Source organism: Aquimarina gracilis (assembly GCF_035285365.1).
Lineage (GTDB): Bacteria > Bacteroidota > Bacteroidia > Flavobacteriales > Flavobacteriaceae > Aquimarina > Aquimarina gracilis.
Window position 1 is genome coordinate 457,712 of sequence record NZ_JAYKLX010000005.1, and the last position, 17,255, is coordinate 474,966.

The following is a 17,255-nucleotide window of genomic DNA, read 5'->3' on the forward strand; positions in this document are numbered from 1 at the left end:
ATAATCTAGTAGGTGTAATCGGTTCCAGGGCCGAGTAACATATCTTCCCAACTTAAAGCAGTATATCCACACTTATGTTTCCAAACTATTTTTTGATCTTGACTGAATCCTAAATCGTCCGGTCCATTATTGTCGAAATCATAACACCCAAAAGTTTCAGATCTGAAAAAAGTAACTTGTATTATCAAAGTTGGAATCCCCCATTTCTTATCATCCTTTAATTTCAAAGCAGTTTCTTTGGCTTCTTTTAAAGTGTCAAACACAGCGCGCTTATTACGAAAGTAACCGTGCCGTTCACTATACCCACAAACCGCATATACGATTCTTGTTTCTGGCTTCCCCATTTTAAGCTCAATAGGAACCACCACATTTTTATGATGCTCTGAAAAAGCATAATATCGAGCTAAATACGCTTCGCCTTTCCTTTCCTCACCAGTCAAAGCATTTAATGCTTCTCGCTCCCTATCTCTTTCCAGAATTATTTGTTCGTAGTTTTTCATTAATCTTCAATTTTTGGTTTTCCTAAATACTTTTTGCAATCACAACAATACTGTTGGGTTATCTCGATAGTTGCAATGGCATCCAAGACAGCTGTAGCAGTATTCTTGTGCTTGCACCTTCTAAACAGGTTCTTGAAAAAATCCATCCGGTGCATAATATCCCTGGGGAATTCCAAACAGTTTAACAATCGCTACGAATTCAGGATGAAAAAGTATTCTTTTGTTTTTCACTTGATCCCTTGTTTTTTTCCTGTGTTGCATCATAACTTCCCAGATTTCATCTTGAACTACTACTTTATTGAGCTTCACATAAATTCTTAACACATCTGACTTTGTAGGAGACCACGGTAAGGGTCTCTTTTTTATCGTAGTATTATCCATATATCCCAGATCTTTTATTATTTTGAAAAATTATTTGCGCATCCTTATAGCTTCTGGCCCAAACCTTAACCGATTTTGTGCGTTTTCCACTAGGAAAGAAATTGAACGGTTTTAAGCCTTTTTTTCTTAATTCAAGTTCATTCTCCGTACTTACTTTTACAGCTTTCTTATACTTATGAATTCTCCATTTCTTCAGTAATACACTAACTACTATTACCAAGAAGAAAAGAGATAAGGTTGATGTGATAATTAAAATAGTTTTCATTCTTATTTATTTTGGTTTATGATGATGATTAGATTTCTTATTGATTATTATTACTTTCCTATATTATCTTTTATCCGTAAGGCCATTATCTTGTATAGTTCATGTATCTTTTCATACACTCCTAATTTTATCTTTTTGCCTTTGTTTTCCTTATCGAATTCTGGTTCCAATGGAAACACTTCTGTACCTATTTTTGGCGCTTTACCTTCTCTCTTTATCGCAAGCTTATATTTTCCTCTTGCGTAAACGATGGGATAAATAGATATACCGTGTTTAAGGCATAAACTCATATAATATGATTGATCTCTAGCATTCATAGCTCTATTTTAATAGGGTATATCGTTAGTAGGGTCAAAATCATTAGGCAAATTGTCTTGTGGTTCTATATTAACCGTAATTAGAGGACTACTTTTGATATAAATAAACTCCCTCGCGGTTCCTTGATGATTATGCTTATTATGTCCTTGCTTATTAAGTACTTCATCCGGGTTGTATTCGTAGCCATGAAATTTGCACCACTCTTTTATACATGACTTAAATTTTTGTGAAGTCCACCGAAGATTAGTTTTAGCTTCAAAATCATCCGATGCCATCTTTTTTACAACTTGTACATCCCGTCTGTTTTCGAAGTAAAAATCTGCCCAATCTTTAAAAGCGTCTCCCATTGTTTGTAGACTGTTACGTTTACTTACATTTCCAGTTGGCGGACCTATTTTTTCATCATTTGCGATATGAAATTGTATGGCTTCTGCACAAAAATTGAAGTAATCGTTCCATTCATTTTCATCAAAATCTTTAAACAATAACTTTCCCATGTCCATAGCAATGGTATGTTCAGTATCATCCAGATCACTCTTATAATGGTAATAATCACTAAAAACGGTATACAAAATCCTTCTTTCAGTACTACTGTCCGGCTTGAACAATCCAAAATTGGAGGTAACCGCAAATTTTGGTGATTTCTCAAAGGGAATCGAAAATGCCGATCTATGTTTCGCATTTACATTAAAATCCCCTGTTACTTCCGTAAATACACGGGTCATGGGGAAATAAGGGTCGGCATCGTCAAACAATACATAATCTGTTTGTTCTGAAACACCATCATACATAAATTGGCTTTTTAAAACCTCTTTATCTCGTCCTGCAATGACCTTACTATTGAGTAATACTTGTCTAATCGCTCTATTAAACATCACCGATTTACCAGATCCTCCATTACTATCGGCTATATCACTAATACGATTATCCATTGCAAAGACCAACCACGGTTTATCGTCTCTCTTTTCTTTATGTAATAGATATCCGAAAGCAAAAATCTTATTAACTAATTGATCTTTTTGTTCTTGAATTTGTTCTGGAGACAATCCTTCTTCTTCTAGCTCAAATTGATTTTTAAGCCTGTATTCTTCTTTCTCTTCCAGAATTTTGTGGATTAACTGTATACGCTTTAAAGGATCGGTTTCCCTTATATTTTTTATTCTCTTCTTAAAAGGAGCATCGCCACATACCCGCCAATGAACGCGACTTGTATTGATAAGATAATTAAGAAACAGATTGTCTTTTTGAAGTATTTTTATATCATATATAGTCGATTTATCCTGTCTTTTGCCAATAGGAGTAATCTCAAAGCTTTTGGTTTTATTTACACTAACATTATGCTGAATTATTTTATGTTCCCACACATACGCGTCAATGTTACCGTAACGATATTCTTCTATAGCGTCCTTATTTACTTTCCAGATTTTATTTTTAAAGAATAATAGTTGATGATCTACCCCGCAATCTTTAAAATCGATCTTTTTTTCAGGAATTTTGGATAATGAGCTTTCTTTTAACTGTGCGCTTCTGTGTATAAAATCTACTAAAGGTATTGGCTTACGTTTAGATTTGATATAGTTGGCAGGAAAGTTATTAAGGTCTCTATAAAACACTTTTTTTACGACACCATTTGAAACTTTGACGTAGTCAAATTCTGGTTGGTCCGGTAACTCTTTATAGATATAAAAACCGTTATATGTAAGAAAACGGTATAGACGTTCATTACTAAGCGTATACTTTTTAAACTTTCCCTTTTCATCGGTCACCACGTCCCAAAACCGTGCGGGTTGCGCATCGGTAATGATGCCATTAAAAGCACTAAATACTTTCCCGGCTTTTTTTGGATTAGGATCATACACTAGATTTATCCAATCTGTAAAATCTTTTCTGGGTTTTCCCCGGTATGATTTCTCCTTAATCCAATCCGGTAACCATCCGATTTTTATATCAATGTTCGAAAGAGCCAGTTTAATTGTTTGATTAATTCCTGTTTCATCCAGATCACCTATATAAATTACCTCTTTCGCATACTCGGTAAGTTTTCTATAATCCTCATAAGATAATAAGGCGGTTTCGCTGTTTTGCCAAACCACAGGCTCATTAAGTGACGCGATATTTAATGAATCTCTATCCCCTGCACCAATAAATACTCTAGGTAGTCTATCGTCATCGTCATCTGGATCGGGTATGAAATCGTTATGTTCTTTGATCAAATTATCGATTCCAAAGATGTAATCCTTTGGTTTCTTTCCCGCGTACCGGAAACGGTATTGTTTTTCAATATTTAGCGGTTGATATATTTTTTGCCAAGAACCGTTATCAATTACAAAAATTGGGTACTTATCGGTACTTTTAGTGATAATCTGGGTTAATTTAGTTTTTCCCGTTTCTTTATCGTTTACGTTCTTGATCTGGGTAAATTCTCTACAGCTCTTAACATTATATTTCTGGCACACAGCATTAGTTACCAATGGCCCTAATACTTTTAAATGTTCCTCTGATATCGTTTCATGATATTCAAAATAGTATTCACCGTGTTCCTGATGTTTTTTGGCCGCTTTAAAATCTATATTAGGCTTGTTAAATTGTACACTTAACCCCTCGATACTTAATTCTGAAGCAATCCATTTACAGGCTTCTCCAAAATCTTTTAACCCCTCCTTTTCTATAAGAGCATCAAAACAGTTTTTTGCTTTACCATCACCACCAAAATTGGTCATCATATAGATGCCATTATTCATTTTTTTGACCATGGTACTTGGGGTATCCTCATTGTGAGTTTTAAAATGAACTAAACGCCCGTTTTTCTCGCAATCTGGATACATGAGTCTAAAAACATCTAAGCCTCCATTGGTCTTATCTAGAATTGTATTTTTATCGTATTTAAAATTACTCATTAAACCGTCTCTAAACTGTTTACGTTAATGTCACTTGCTTTAAGGGTATCTACTTTCTTTTGGTAGTAATCAATTTTACGTTCTAAAAATTCACGGGTAATGCTGTATTTTTTGATTGAATAATGTCTTAGTTGTTCTGTGTTGAGTTTAAGTAGTTTTTCTAATCTTGATTGATATCCTGAAAGGATTGATTCTAATTGCTCAATAGTTTTGTGGTGCTTCATGAGATTTTGTTTAAAAGAGTCTATCGTTAATAAAAACCTTATCCTTATGTACTCCCGCTATTTTTGTTATTGAAGCTTCAATAAGAGAAATCCGCCTTAAAAGTGACGTATCAATAATTCTTTGAAATGAGTAAATAGGGTCTATCATTTCAATTATTACTTTAGGCATACTTAATGTGTATCTTTCATGTCCTCTTTTCTCTATTACCATTTTATCATCTAATAAAATCGGACACAACTTTTTAAAATGGTCAACACTACAATTATGAAAGGCAATGACGTCTGTTTGTTTGGTGACTTCTGAAAAAATGAAAGGATTCATTATTTCTTCTTCTTTGAGAAAAACACCTACAGGATTTTGAAAGGCTAGAAGCATGTTTTTTATAAGGAAGGATTTTCCTTGACAATGTTTCTTGGAAGCGACAATAGTAACTTTTTTCATGGCACTAAAAATTTAGAATTAACGATTATTTTCAAGTATTGATAAATAGTAACACGAATACCCCAGCCAAATCAAAAAGATTACAATCACGAAACAATTGAAAATTATAGATTGTTTTGAGGGTATTATCTTTCCCAAATGATTAACTGTATATGTTTTATCCTTTAAAAAGACATATGAAATCGCAAATCCTATTCCTATTAATAGGATCATTAGCCAGATTTCTGGAGCGAATAATTTAGTGTTCAATAACATAGTGTATTTGTTTTAAGAGATAGATTTATTTTAATCGTTCACGTTCTGCGTAGATACTTTCCAAAATGTACTTACCACTAACACCAGATTTTCTTATCTTACTCTTTGGATCTTTTTGCATTTGATAGAATTTTGTTGTTCCACATCCCAATATTTTTTTTGCGGTCTCTGAATTACATGTAGATCCAGATAATTCATTTTTATTTTTTAGATATGCACGGTATACCAAATCTTTCATAACTTCCTTATCTACGATATACACTTCTTTACCATTTACTTTTATTGTATCAGATGCCATGCTTATATACTATTTACCTTACCTATTAAACCTGTCAACTCTTCGATTTGCTCTTTTATCGTTTCTTCAAGCAAATCAATTACAATTTGTAAATACTTTCGGGGTATAGAACCACTATGAAACCAGTGGTTTTGTAATGATCTCGGATTCTTATTATCTACTTTTTCAGATAGCTTTTTAAGGAACCCTTGTTTGTCCCAAACTTTTCCGTACATCATTTTAACTAGATCTATCATTACGAGGGGGAATTAATTGAGGTAACACTTTGATTTATGGACAAATAATCAGATACGAAATCATTTAATTTTGATTCGTAAATAGCGTATCTTTTAGGAAGAGATTTCATATATTTGGCGTATTGTTGTTGAATTACACCACAAATATCGAAATTTTTTCGATAAAAACGAATATTTTTCGAATAAATCGAAAATTAATAGGTAATTGCTATTATGAATACAGTCAATAGTCGAATAGACACTATAGTTAGTGAATTGAAATTAAGCAATCAAGAATTCGGTGATTCTATTGGTGTCACAGAAGCCACTATAAGGAATTTAAGACGAAAAGGTAATGTATCAGATATCTATGTAGAAGTAATTTCCTTGAAATATAATTACAGTAAGAACTGGATAAAGTCTGGAGAAGGAGAAAAGAAACTTAACAGCCAGAAAGAAGTACTTTTAAGTATTCCAAAATTATCCGAAGAATGTATTAAAAACTGGGATAAATTGTTAGAAGATCCCTTATTTAAGGCTAAATTAGAAAACGAAGCTACGAAAGTCGCATACGAAATTACTCCAAGGATAATTGAACAATTCAGGCAAGAATGGGAAAAATCAAATGTCAGATAAATTATGTACACAAATCCTCCCCGATAAATTTGTAAAAATAATATTCTGAATATGCTCAATTTCATACCCCTCTTCTAGCATTCTAAATACTTTTGATTTGAATTTGTTTTCAATATTATTTCGTTCTTCCTTTTCTTTTCTATACAATTCATCGTAATCATTACCATAGACTTCAATGAACTCATCCGGAAACAAATCAGTATTCTTTAACCTCTCTAGTCTTTTGGATTTTATGTTACTCATTTTCAATCGCCTTATCCGTTAATTCTAATCTCATTCTTCTGAAATCATCTCTTTTTACTGGATCTATAAGTTGGTTTTCTTCAGCATCTTTGTATAAAAAAGTGAAGAAATCCCTTATGATTAAAGTAAGACGTTTCAATTTTATCTCTCTCATTCTTCTCAAGCTGTAGAATAAAATAGAAACAAAGATTAGAAAAATAAAGGCCAAAATTGTAAACCCACCTGCATATAAATGCAGTAACGGATCATCAATTTTTAATGTAGGATCAAAAATCCAATAAATTTGTATAAAATAAATGTATAAAGGTACAGAATGGGCAAATTTATAAGGTTTCAACATAGATGATAAACCCCAAATTATGGGACTTAAAGATTGACATAAAACCCAAATAAAAGTTTTGGTACTTTTAAAACCGTAGGTCTCTGTAATACCAAAAGTAGTAACCTTATCAGTGAATAATACAAAACCTGATAAGATTACTAAAGTAGAAGCAAATATTTTTAAAGATATGGGGTAATTATTGGTTCCCTCCTTGTTCACCAGGTCGTTCGATTTCTTCTTTATCCACTTGATAAATTTCAAGTTCTTCGTTTTGGAAAGATAATTCTTCATTTAATTCTTCTTTTTCACAACTTGCCAAAGACATTCCAAAAACTACTACTGACAATAATACTATTTTTTTCATCTTATATATTTTAAGGGTTGTTACAAATTTATAACTATTAAATCCCGTAGATAAAACAAAAGCTAATTAAATAGTATATGACACTCTTATAATAGTAGTTTTATATCATACAATGGTAAATTACATTTTATTTAGGTTTCAAATTTAACACTTACTTACTATAAATCGTATACGGTTAAACCGCAAAATTCATTCGAAAAACCTTTATTTTATTGAGGTTTCCCGCATTTTTCTTCTTTTAACATCAATGTTCTAGGGGTATTCGCATATGTGCAAACATCTATCAACATTTTAGCAAATAAATAAAAATGGAGTCACTTTGAATCATACAAAGTCGATTGAATCAAAGTTGTTTTAGGGGTAGGGCGCGAATCTAGTAAAAATTGCATCAATAACGCCCCATGAAGTAAAAAAAATTAGAGTAATATTTATTACGAATTACAAAATCAAAAATTCTGTAATTCTGTAATTTCTGTAATTTTTTTTGTAATAAAGTAAACCATTGTTTTTCAATAACTTATATCTATAATTACAGAATTACAAAAATATCTTTAAAAAACTATAAATAAATAAAAATAATATTAATAAAGAAAAACCGAGGGTTCTGTATTGATGAGTAAAGGAATAGTCCAAAGCTTTAATCTCAAATTTTGCGTCTTTATATACTCGTTTCTAACGGCGTTTTCTTGATCAATAATTCATAACTCAAAACGGCAAAATTTTTGAATTAAAATTGTGCGGTTTTGTGACCTTATTACAGTTTTTCCCGTTATAAAAATTTGGGGGTGCGGGGGTAAAAGAGAAAGAAAATTCAAGAGGTTTTTTACAACAATTAGGGTAAAAAACTCAAAATGTTATCGAAAAGTTATCGAAAATCAATATTATTTTCCATAACTAATTGATTATCAATATTAATTTATTCGTCTGGGGGGCGTGAGATCGGAGGTTCGAATCCTCTCTACCCGACCATTAAAACCCATTTCCTTTGAAAAATGGTTTTTTTATACACAAAAGGCTCTCAAAATATTTTGAGAGCCTTTTTGTATGCTTAAACTTTTATTTGGTAAAAACCAAAAGGTATTGATTATTGCACGTTCAACTTTTCTAAATGTAGCTGAACCGTTTTGTCCTTCTTGTTATACTCTAATAACATTACATTACCAAGTTTACCCGGCATTACACGATATTGCGTTCTACCTTTATCTTCTTGCAAGTAAATCTTATCTTCAGAAAAACTACCCGCATTATACATTACCGTTTTAAATGCCGTTTTGTTTTTCTGCCCTTTTAATCTTTCATAATCAATAAAAGTAGCATAGAAACGATCACGTTTTTGGTCTAACTGTGTAAATTCATAATCAAACGCACCAAATGATTTTAATACGTGAGCATTTAATTGTGGGCTCCCAAAATCGGTTATACTTGGAGCTCTCGATTTTCCTTTTTCAAATACTTTTATATCTGTAAGGTTAAATTTCTCGTCAAACTCAAAAATCGCTGCATTGGTGATTGTTAATTGCGTAACAGAATTTCCAGATCTTCCTCCACTTAAAGCCATAGCGGCAATACCACCTGCACTTGCAGTTTTACGGTAACGCTCTCCAATAGCATAATAGGTTCCTTTTTGTGTTCTTACAATATCGTGAAAATAGATATACCCTCTTTTTTTCTTTTTCTTTCCATCGATCTCTGCCGGCATCATCGGGTCAATTTTGTCTACCCAGCTTATTTTAGAATCGCTAACTATGTTTCCTTTAAGATCCAAAGTTTCAGAAAATAATCCAAGACTTTTGTCCTTCATGATATTATCTCCTGCTTCAAAATACTCTCCTAGCAATACCAAGTTCTTTTCTGGTGTTAAAAAAGCATTTGTAACCAAACGTGGATTGTCTTTTCTATCAAACTTGCTTTCAAATAAGAACGCTCCCGTTTTAATATCTAATACAATTACTTTGTAATTGATTGTCTGGCTTAATAGAGATTTTTTAGTTCCTTCTAAGGCTACAACAACCTCTTCATTGGCTTCGATTGGATTTAAGGTATGGATTAATTTAGAATCTTCTGGAGAATTATAATCCCAACCTGTACCTCCATCGGTTGGTACGTATTTTAACCCGTATCCTAATTTACTATTGTCTCTCACATAGTTAAACAAAAAACCTTTGTTATCTACCGGAAAAAGGAAGTTGAAGTTTCCGGTTTGCTTCATGGCATTAAGCCATCTCATTTCCTTTTTGGAAACAGGAATTTGAATGTTTTCAACTTGATTAGCCTGTCTGTCAAAAGTAATAAGTTTGTAGAACTTCTCTTTGTAATTGGTCATTGCAAAAATCAATGCCTGGTTGTTGAACTTACTTTGTACCAAAAAGGTATTCTTATTGTCTACATACGACTTTGTAGCCACATCGTTAAGGTTGTTATCAAGAATCTGAATTGCATATTCTTTTTGGCCTTTTTTAAGTTTATCGACTTCATAAAAGAAATAATACCCATCTACATTGTTGGTTTTATCCATTAATGTACCAGAGTTTCTGATCTTGAATGATGTGATTTCGTTAATAGTTTTTTCTTGTGCGCTTGCAAAACTAAGGCACAGTAACATTAAAAATAAAGTGATCGTTTTTTTCATGTTTATTGATTGTGATTGATTAATTTAAATTTTTAAAAAATTGATATATAGATTCGAACTTTTTATGGTTTGTAATTTTGGATTGATTTGTACCACAAAAGGCCAAACCAATTTCTTTTATTTCGGTTAGCTCTAGATTATGCAAAAAGAGCCGTATTTGGTTAAGAACTTTTTCATCAGAAAAAGAGTTTTTATGAGGAACATGCTTACCCAATTTATGATCTCTCTTGGCGATATAAACTCTTTCTAATACCTTGGCCATAGTGGTATAATAATAATCTGCATCAATTATCTTATTATTGAATTTATGTACCAATTGATAAATCGAAAGATCCAAAAACTTAAGATCGATTGTGAATTGTACACTTTGCGGGACAGTTATTTCATGAATATCAGATAAAGACGTAGTTAAAGCTCCTGAGGCTACATCTGGTTTGAAGTTATTTTTTATTCTATCCACCCTAAACTGCAATTCTGGGTGCGTCTTTAAGGTATCTGAAGAAAGCTGAAAATCATTGATTTCTTCTTTTATATCGAATAGTGATATTTCTTCTTCAAGCCAATGTGGCTTAAACGAATACCCTTCAAAATTAAAAATACTATCAAGCTTTACTTCATAGTTGTACACCATATCATCTACCTTTTTTAGTTTTAGTAGAGAAGACATTGATGCACTTTTTTTATAACCGGTTTTAGAAAATAATAAATATCCCAAAGAATCTGCCTCTACCTCGGCATCTCTAGAATGATCCAACATATCTATGTTAAGCTCATCTAATAATGAAAGTCCGGCTTTGGTTTGACCATACCTGCGACTTTTAATTTCTCTCACTTTTTTACGTGTTTCTTTCGAATTTAGATCTATTACTCTTTTGGTCACACGCTTTAATGAATGTTGCAATAGCTGATGTGCTATTTCATGGCACAATACAAAAGCCAATTCGTCTTCACTTTCAAAATTGGTAAACAATCCCAGGTTTACTTCAAAAGTACCATCGCCATAACTTCCTGCATTGGGTACCATAGAGTTTCGTACGAAAAAGTAAAAATCTTCAGCATTTATCTGAGGATTTGCTACATAAATCTTTTTTAAAACCGAAGAAAGATGATCATCAAGCTCTTTGCTGAAAAAATAAGCACTGTCTTCGATGGCTTCAACCATCTTTTCATCACGTTTTTTGAACGCTTTTTTAATTTTTGAAGAAAATTTTCCTTCGATAGCATCTATACGAGCTTTATTCACATTATGTAAATAGACTTTTAATGCCGCTATATTTTCGGGTATATAATTATTAGAAGGATTCTCTTGTGCCTGTGTTTGCACAAAAGAAAGCCATACTATGATAATAGTAACGTATATTTTTTTCAAGCTCATGATTTTTGCGGGGAAGGCCACAAAGATAGTTATTCAGTTATAAAATGCAAATGAACAGACTTTTTCTGCTATCAAAAACATTTCAAACATGAGCTTATTGCTCCAAAATCTTAATCATTTTAAACGATTTCAGTAAATGAAACAAACCTGGAAGAATAACCGAACCTCCTATGATAAGTGAGATTCCCAAGACTTTTATAACACTATCCGGGGCTATATTTTCCAAAAGACTTATGCTTGAGGTTTGAGTTATAATAATGTCGGGAAAATGAGAAACCAATGCCGCTAATAGTATCAGGAATACCTGTAAACCAGCAAAGAACCGACTTAACACCCTTCTCCCTTTTTTTATGGTAACTCTAAGCGGCATTAACAATACCCCAGAAAATAACATTAAGGAGACTGCAAAACCATTATGAAGAAAATCTCTCACAAACACATAGTCAAAAAGATATCCATAAATAAACGTTACTAACCCAACAATAAAAACCACAACCGTAGCAATACCTGCTTTGCGTATGTATATTTTTGACACTTCTTTTTCAGATTCTCCGATTAGCAACACGGCCGATAAGAATGCGCAAAGTGCGGCAAAAAACAAGCCTACCAGCACACTAAAAACATTAAACCAAGGCCTCACAAAAGCTTCATAAAAGGTTAAACTACTAATATCTTCGACAACTTTAATTTCACCACTTATTAATGCTCCAAAGACCATCCCCAAAAAGACCGGAGTAACTAAACTTGATATCTTAAACATACTATCGTAAAGTTTTTGTGATTTGTCGATTACGGCATCATAATGCCTAAAAACAAAGGCCACCCCACGTAAAGTCACACCTAATAAAACAATGGTTAAAGGAATGTGCAGATGTACCACCATGATATTATAATAAGCAGGAAAAGCAATCCAAAGAATAACTATTAGAATAATAATCCAAATATGGTTGGCCTCCCAAACAGGCCCCATTACTCTATAAATGGTTTTTTTGGTAATTTTTTGATTTTCTTCTGAAGAAAACAACTCTACAATTCCAGCTCCATAGTCGGCCCCGCCTAATACTACGTACAGATACAATGAAAACATCAGAAAAAATAAAACAACATACAACATACTTATTGACTTGAATGGTTTAAAACTTTTATTTGTCGCAACATAAGCCAGGTAACGGCTACAGAAAGAGTAAGATATACCACAATATACGTATAAAAACTAACCACTATCCCGGGCATTGGAGTAACTGCATCTTTGGTTCTCATAATTTTATGAATAATCCAGGGTTGTCTACCCACCTCGGTTACAATCCAACCAGCTTCCAGGGCTATAAATCCCATTGGAGCAAGTAACACGAACAAAAGCCAATATTTATTATTATTCAGCCATTTTTTACGTTTTAATGATACAAAATACAGTATTCCGGCAAGAAGCAATATAGAACCAATCCCCACCATAACTTGAAAGGCATAATGTACCATGGCTACATTGGGTCGTTCATCTTCTGGAAAGTCATTAAGTCCTTTTACTTCTGCATCAAAATCGCCAAATGCAAGAAAAGACAACATCCCAGGAAGTGCTATTTTATAAGTAACCTCCTGTTTTTTGTTATCCACCAAACCTCCGATATACAAGGGTGCTCCTTTTTCTGTATTATAATGTGCCTCCATAGCTGCCAGTTTTACAGGCTGTCTTTTGGCTATATCTTTTGCTGAAATATCGCCACTAATAGGTTGTAATATTGCAGCTATTGCACCAAAGGTAATGGCAATTTTAAATGCTTTTCTATGTAGTTCAACCCTACGTTTTTTATACACTTGATATGCATGAATACCGGCAACAGCAAACCCAGTCGCCGTAAAAGCTGCCAAAGTCATATGTAATGCCTGTGTGAACCATGCAGGGTTAAGCATAGCCTTAACAGGATCAATGTTTAAAAATTCACCATTTATGTAATCAAATCCAGTGGGAGAATTCATCCACCCATTGGCTGCTACAACCAAAATACCCGATGCCACTCCCGATAGTCCAATTATAATACCCGTTACCCAATGAAACTTTTCTGGTAACTTATTCCACCCATATAGGTAAAAACCCAAGGCTATTGCCTCTACAAAAAAAGCAGCCCCCTCTAAAGAAAAAGGCATACCAATAATAGGACCGGCATGTTTCATAAATTCTGGCCATAATAAACCTAACTCAAAGGATAAAGCAGTTCCCGAAACAGCTCCGGTAACAAAAAATATTGCAACTCCTTTTTGCCAGGACTTTGTCAAAGTTAAATACGTTTGATCTCGTGTCTTCAACCATTTGTAGTGAGATACTACCATAAAAAAAGGCATAACCATACCAATACATGCAAAAACAATATGAAAAATAAGTGTAAATGCCATTTGGAGTCTTGCCGCATCAAGGTTTTCCATAGATAAAATTTAGAGAAGAAATTGGTTTCCAATTAACGATATAAAGATACAATCCAACACTGACTTAATTAATAAACAACAAGCACTATTTTTATCAAAAAACTTGAATCGACATAAAAAAAACCGCTAACGATATTGATCATTAGCGGTTTTGTAAAAAAGCTATAATATTTTTTATTACTTCACCAATTTAATTACCTCTGAAGTATTATTCGAAATCACTCTAATCATATAAATCCCTTTTGGTAATTCTGAGGTATCTATAGTTAAAGTACTTGTCTTCATTTCTTGGTTTGGAATAAGTTTTGTTCTTTTTCCTGTGATATCGTACATAGCTACTCGAACAGGATTTTCAGAAACGTTTCCTGCAAAAGATAGTGTTAATGTATTACCAAATGGATTTGGATATGCTTTTACAACTGCATTAAATTCACTTAGCGTTTTAGCCCTAGCCCTACCCGAAGCTGGGCAATCACTTGGACAACTATCAAACCATTGATTGTCATACCATCCTTCAGCTGTTCTAAACAAGTCATCGGTTTGTGCCCCTGCATTATCATTAAATACAATACCTACTTCAACAGATTCGTCTATAGTATAAGCGTACCAAGGAGTACCAGCAATTGAATTCATAGACACCCCAGGCCAAGCAGGTGCTCCTGGAATTGCCGAATTTGAATTTTTATCATACACATAAATAAAGGCATTGTTCCACGAAGATGGTTTTTTAAAGTATACCTTGAAAGAAGTATCTATAATATCTCCCGGGCAATCCCCTGGGCATGTATTGGTCCATTGGTTATCATACCACCCTTCAGTTGTTCTAAACAAATCGTCGGTTTGTGCTCCCCCATTATCATTAAATACAATACCAACTTCTACGGTTTGATCTACGATATATTTAAACCAAGGTGAAGTTCCTTCTTGTTGCATTTCGACTCCGGGCCATGCCGGGAACCCAGGGATAGCTGCATTAGAATTTTTATCATATAGGTATACATAGGCAGCATTCCAACCGCTTGGTTTTTTAAAATGCACATCAAAAGAAGTATCTATAATATCTCCAGGACACTCATTGGGACACTCGTTGAACCATTGACTATCATACCAACCTGCTGCCGCTCTGGTAAGGTCATCGGTTTGATCTGCACCATTATCGTTAAAAACAATTCCCACCTGTACATTTTGATCTACATTATATTTATACCAAGGAGACGTTCCCTCTTGTTGCATTACAGCTCCCGGCCACGCTGGGAATCCCGGTAAAGGTTCTCCTGTATTTTGATTAAACAAATACACGTAAGCAGAAGACCAACTTGATGGTTTTTTGAAATAAATATCAAAAGGTGCACCGTCACTTATAGCATAATCTCTAGTAATTACTGAAGATTCATTGCCTTCAGAATCTATAGCAATTGCCTTGACCGTTGCAGTAGCATCTACCGTGAAGGCGCTAGTGTATGGTATACTTGTAGCAGACGGGGTAGAACTATCTGTAGTATAGTAAATATTTACCGCAGCTCCCTGAACAGTAGATGAGGCTGTCATTTCAACACTTATTGCCCCATTATATGATCCCGAAGCTGGATTAACAGATAAGCTTACCGAATCAGAAATATTTAACGGTTCTCCAATTAATACTAGTCCGAAAGTAGTTCCAAAAGAAATAGTGCCGTTGGAAACGGTCGCAGTAAGATCTGAAAAGTAATCTTTAAGCTCGGTCCCATCGGGCCACATACCAAAAACATTAATTGCTCCGGCAAAATCTCCATCTTGTCCTTGTAGCACTAATACTTTATCACTTTCGCCATTGCGATTATACTCTCTTTTGAAAATATATGGAGAATCACTTAGTTTTTGGTGCGATCCTGCTCCAACTGAAGTATGCTCTCTTCTAAATGTTCCTAATTTTCTCCAATGAAACAACATTGCTTCATCAATAGAATCCCAGTTCATATCTCCTCGATACCCGGCATCAACATAGGTTTGTGAATCAAAAAATTGTCTTCCGGACTCATCTCCATAATAAATTTGCACACCTCCAGGGGAAAGTAATAATGTTGTTCCGCCATAAAACATGTTCCCAGTATAAAACTCACTAAAATCATGAGATCTTAAATAGCTAATCATATTATATTCACCATTGGTGCCAAAGCCTCCATCCTGATTAAGCTTTTCTGCAAAAGAGCTAAAAATTGCTTCCTGCCCCATTTCGGTATATGCTCTCTTAGGAGACTGGAAGTTAATCATACTATTGAATTTACTCACCGTAAAATCTTCTGGCAAGGGATCACTTGCATTTTCTTTAATATTAAGTCCAGAATCTTCTCCCGTCATATAAAAGTCAAGATCATCGAGCTTCTTTGTTGGGTTATTCTGTTTCCACTCTCTTAATGCCAGAACTGCTTCATCTTTAAGGTCTCTCCATGCATCTGCTCTAACATGGCGCTCTGTATCTACTCTGAAACCATCAATACCATACTCTCTTACCCAATCGGTCAACCACTTAATTAAATAATATCTGGGTGTTCTAGGTTTACCCGTTCTCGCAAAGTATGCATTTAATTCATCCAATTCTTGTTGTCTTCTTCCTTCGGTATCCCATTTATCTAATAACCATTGTGGAAGAGCAACTTCATTAAAAGATTCTGTTCTCACATCGGGTAATCCATATAGAGGAGTCGAATAATCGTCACATGGCAATTCTCCATTATTAGGTTTGCCGTCTTCCTGACACTGCAATCGAACCCAATCATTTGGATAATCTTCATCGACAAACTCAAGATTACCATTTACTTCTTTGTAGGTACGATAACCTGTATGATTCATCACGATATCTACAAGTATTCTTATCCCATGATTGTGTGCTTCATCGATAAACTCTTCAAACTGCTCTGCCGTCGTAAAGTTAGGATCAAATGCCGTCCAATCATTGGTATGATAACCGTGATATGGGTAATCTCTAAATGTAGGATCATTGGCAGGGGGATTGTTAAAACCATGTCTGTTTTCTACTACCGGAGTCACCCAGATTGCACTTACACCAAGTTCATCAAAGTATCCCTCCCTGATCTTTTGTGTAACACCGGGTATATCGCCTCCATGAAAATCTAATTCGTTATTTCTACTATTTTGTTGGCGATCAAAACTGGTATCGTTTGTTGGATCTCCATTATTAAATCGATCGGTAATAAGGAAATAAATTGTCACATTATCCCAAGAAAAAGGTAAATTCCTAAGGGATTGCGCGTTCATTACATTTGGGAGTAATAAGCATAACAGCATCCCAAAATAGAGTAAGCGTTTTTTCATAATTAATGTTTTTAGTTTGTGTGTTTGTAATACATCGTTTGAAAAATTGTGTTTTTGATAATTCTCAAACGATGTATTAAATATTTCTAAAAAAAATTGGGTTTCAAACAACGCCAAGCACATCAATTTTTCGCGAAAACGTTTGAGTGTTGATATTTTAT

The 17,255-nt window shown here is 33.9% G+C and carries 18 protein-coding genes; 1 reads left to right on the forward strand and 17 read right to left on the reverse strand.

Annotation, left to right across the window (positions count from 1 at the left end; genetic code table 11):
• Nucleotides 1-5: 5 nt before the first annotated feature.
• The 9 genes from U6A24_RS12700 to U6A24_RS12740 form a co-directional block, all read right to left on the reverse strand.
• Nucleotides 6-500 carry a hypothetical protein gene (locus U6A24_RS12700; protein ID WP_324180352.1) on the reverse strand — a complete coding sequence of 165 codons (495 nt, stop codon included), beginning with the start codon at nt 498-500 and terminating at the stop codon, nt 6-8.
• Between the two features lie 120 nt (nt 501-620).
• Entirely contained in the window at nt 621-881 is a 261-nt protein-coding gene (locus tag U6A24_RS12705) for an RNA-binding protein (RefSeq protein ID WP_324180353.1), read from the reverse strand.
• Nucleotides 874-1,146, reverse strand: coding sequence for a hypothetical protein (locus U6A24_RS12710; RefSeq protein WP_324180354.1), 273 nt, complete (start codon nt 1,144-1,146; stop codon nt 874-876). Before U6A24_RS12710 ends, U6A24_RS12705 begins: the two co-directional genes overlap by 8 nt.
• 50 nt (nt 1,147-1,196) lie before the next feature.
• Complete coding sequence (locus tag U6A24_RS12715) at nt 1,197-1,463, reverse strand: hypothetical protein (RefSeq protein ID WP_324180355.1); 267 nt, start codon at nt 1,461-1,463, stop codon at nt 1,197-1,199.
• 9 nt (nt 1,464-1,472) lie between these two features.
• Nucleotides 1,473-4,361 carry a primase-helicase family protein gene (locus U6A24_RS12720; protein ID WP_324180356.1) on the reverse strand — a complete coding sequence of 963 codons (2,889 nt, stop codon included), beginning with the start codon at nt 4,359-4,361 and terminating at the stop codon, nt 1,473-1,475.
• A complete protein-coding gene (locus U6A24_RS12725) occupies nt 4,361-4,585 on the reverse strand; it encodes a hypothetical protein (RefSeq protein ID WP_324180357.1) in 225 nt (74 codons plus the stop codon). Before U6A24_RS12725 ends, U6A24_RS12720 begins: the two co-directional genes overlap by 1 nt.
• Nucleotides 4,586-4,595: 10 nt before the next feature.
• A complete protein-coding gene (locus U6A24_RS12730) occupies nt 4,596-5,027 on the reverse strand; it encodes a hypothetical protein (RefSeq protein WP_324180358.1) in 432 nt (143 codons plus the stop codon).
• A gap of 280 nt (nt 5,028-5,307) precedes the next feature.
• Complete coding sequence (locus tag U6A24_RS12735; protein ID WP_324180359.1) at nt 5,308-5,580, reverse strand: hypothetical protein; 273 nt, start codon at nt 5,578-5,580, stop codon at nt 5,308-5,310.
• A gap of 2 nt (nt 5,581-5,582) precedes the next feature.
• Nucleotides 5,583-5,816, reverse strand: coding sequence for a hypothetical protein (locus U6A24_RS12740; RefSeq protein WP_324180360.1), 234 nt, complete (start codon nt 5,814-5,816; stop codon nt 5,583-5,585).
• A 213-nt stretch (nt 5,817-6,029) separates the two neighbouring features.
• On the opposite strand from U6A24_RS12740, the gene U6A24_RS12745 reads away from it, so the two are divergent.
• Nucleotides 6,030-6,431 carry a hypothetical protein gene (locus U6A24_RS12745; protein ID WP_324180361.1) on the forward strand — a complete coding sequence of 134 codons (402 nt, stop codon included), beginning with the start codon at nt 6,030-6,032 and terminating at the stop codon, nt 6,429-6,431.
• Here the strand turns inward: U6A24_RS12745 and U6A24_RS12750 are convergent.
• The 8 genes from U6A24_RS12750 to U6A24_RS12785 all read right to left on the reverse strand — a co-directional run bounded on the left by U6A24_RS12750 (nt 6,417) and on the right by U6A24_RS12785 (nt 17,094).
• Nucleotides 6,417-6,674 carry a hypothetical protein gene (locus U6A24_RS12750; protein WP_324180362.1) on the reverse strand — a complete coding sequence of 86 codons (258 nt, stop codon included), beginning with the start codon at nt 6,672-6,674 and terminating at the stop codon, nt 6,417-6,419. The genes U6A24_RS12745 and U6A24_RS12750 overlap by 15 nt on opposite strands.
• Entirely contained in the window at nt 6,667-7,215 is a 549-nt protein-coding gene (locus U6A24_RS12755) for a hypothetical protein (protein WP_324180363.1), read from the reverse strand. The genes U6A24_RS12750 and U6A24_RS12755 overlap by 8 nt, the downstream gene beginning before the upstream one ends.
• A complete protein-coding gene (locus U6A24_RS12760; RefSeq protein ID WP_324180364.1) occupies nt 7,193-7,360 on the reverse strand; it encodes a hypothetical protein in 168 nt (55 codons plus the stop codon). The genes U6A24_RS12755 and U6A24_RS12760 overlap by 23 nt, the downstream gene beginning before the upstream one ends.
• A 1,084-nt stretch (nt 7,361-8,444) precedes the next feature.
• Nucleotides 8,445-9,989: a DUF6770 family protein gene (locus U6A24_RS12765; RefSeq protein WP_324180365.1), complete on the reverse strand. Its 1,545-nt coding sequence runs from the start codon at nt 9,987-9,989 to the stop codon at nt 8,445-8,447.
• Nucleotides 9,990-10,008: 19 nt separating this feature from the next.
• On the reverse strand, nt 10,009-11,358 hold the full coding sequence (locus U6A24_RS12770) for a M48 family metallopeptidase (RefSeq protein ID WP_324180366.1): 1,350 nt from the start codon (nt 11,356-11,358) through the stop codon (nt 10,009-10,011).
• Nucleotides 11,359-11,458: 100 nt separating this feature from the next.
• Nucleotides 11,459-12,478 (reverse strand): cytochrome d ubiquinol oxidase subunit II, encoded by a 1,020-nt coding sequence (locus U6A24_RS12775; RefSeq protein WP_324180367.1) that lies wholly within the window; start codon nt 12,476-12,478, stop codon nt 11,459-11,461.
• 2 nt (nt 12,479-12,480) lie between these two features.
• Nucleotides 12,481-13,782: a cytochrome ubiquinol oxidase subunit I gene (locus U6A24_RS12780; RefSeq protein WP_324180368.1), complete on the reverse strand. Its 1,302-nt coding sequence runs from the start codon at nt 13,780-13,782 to the stop codon at nt 12,481-12,483.
• Nucleotides 13,783-13,959: 177 nt separating this feature from the next.
• A complete protein-coding gene (locus tag U6A24_RS12785; protein WP_324180369.1) occupies nt 13,960-17,094 on the reverse strand; it encodes a starch-binding protein in 3,135 nt (1,044 codons plus the stop codon).
• Nucleotides 17,095-17,255: the final 161 nt, after the last annotated feature.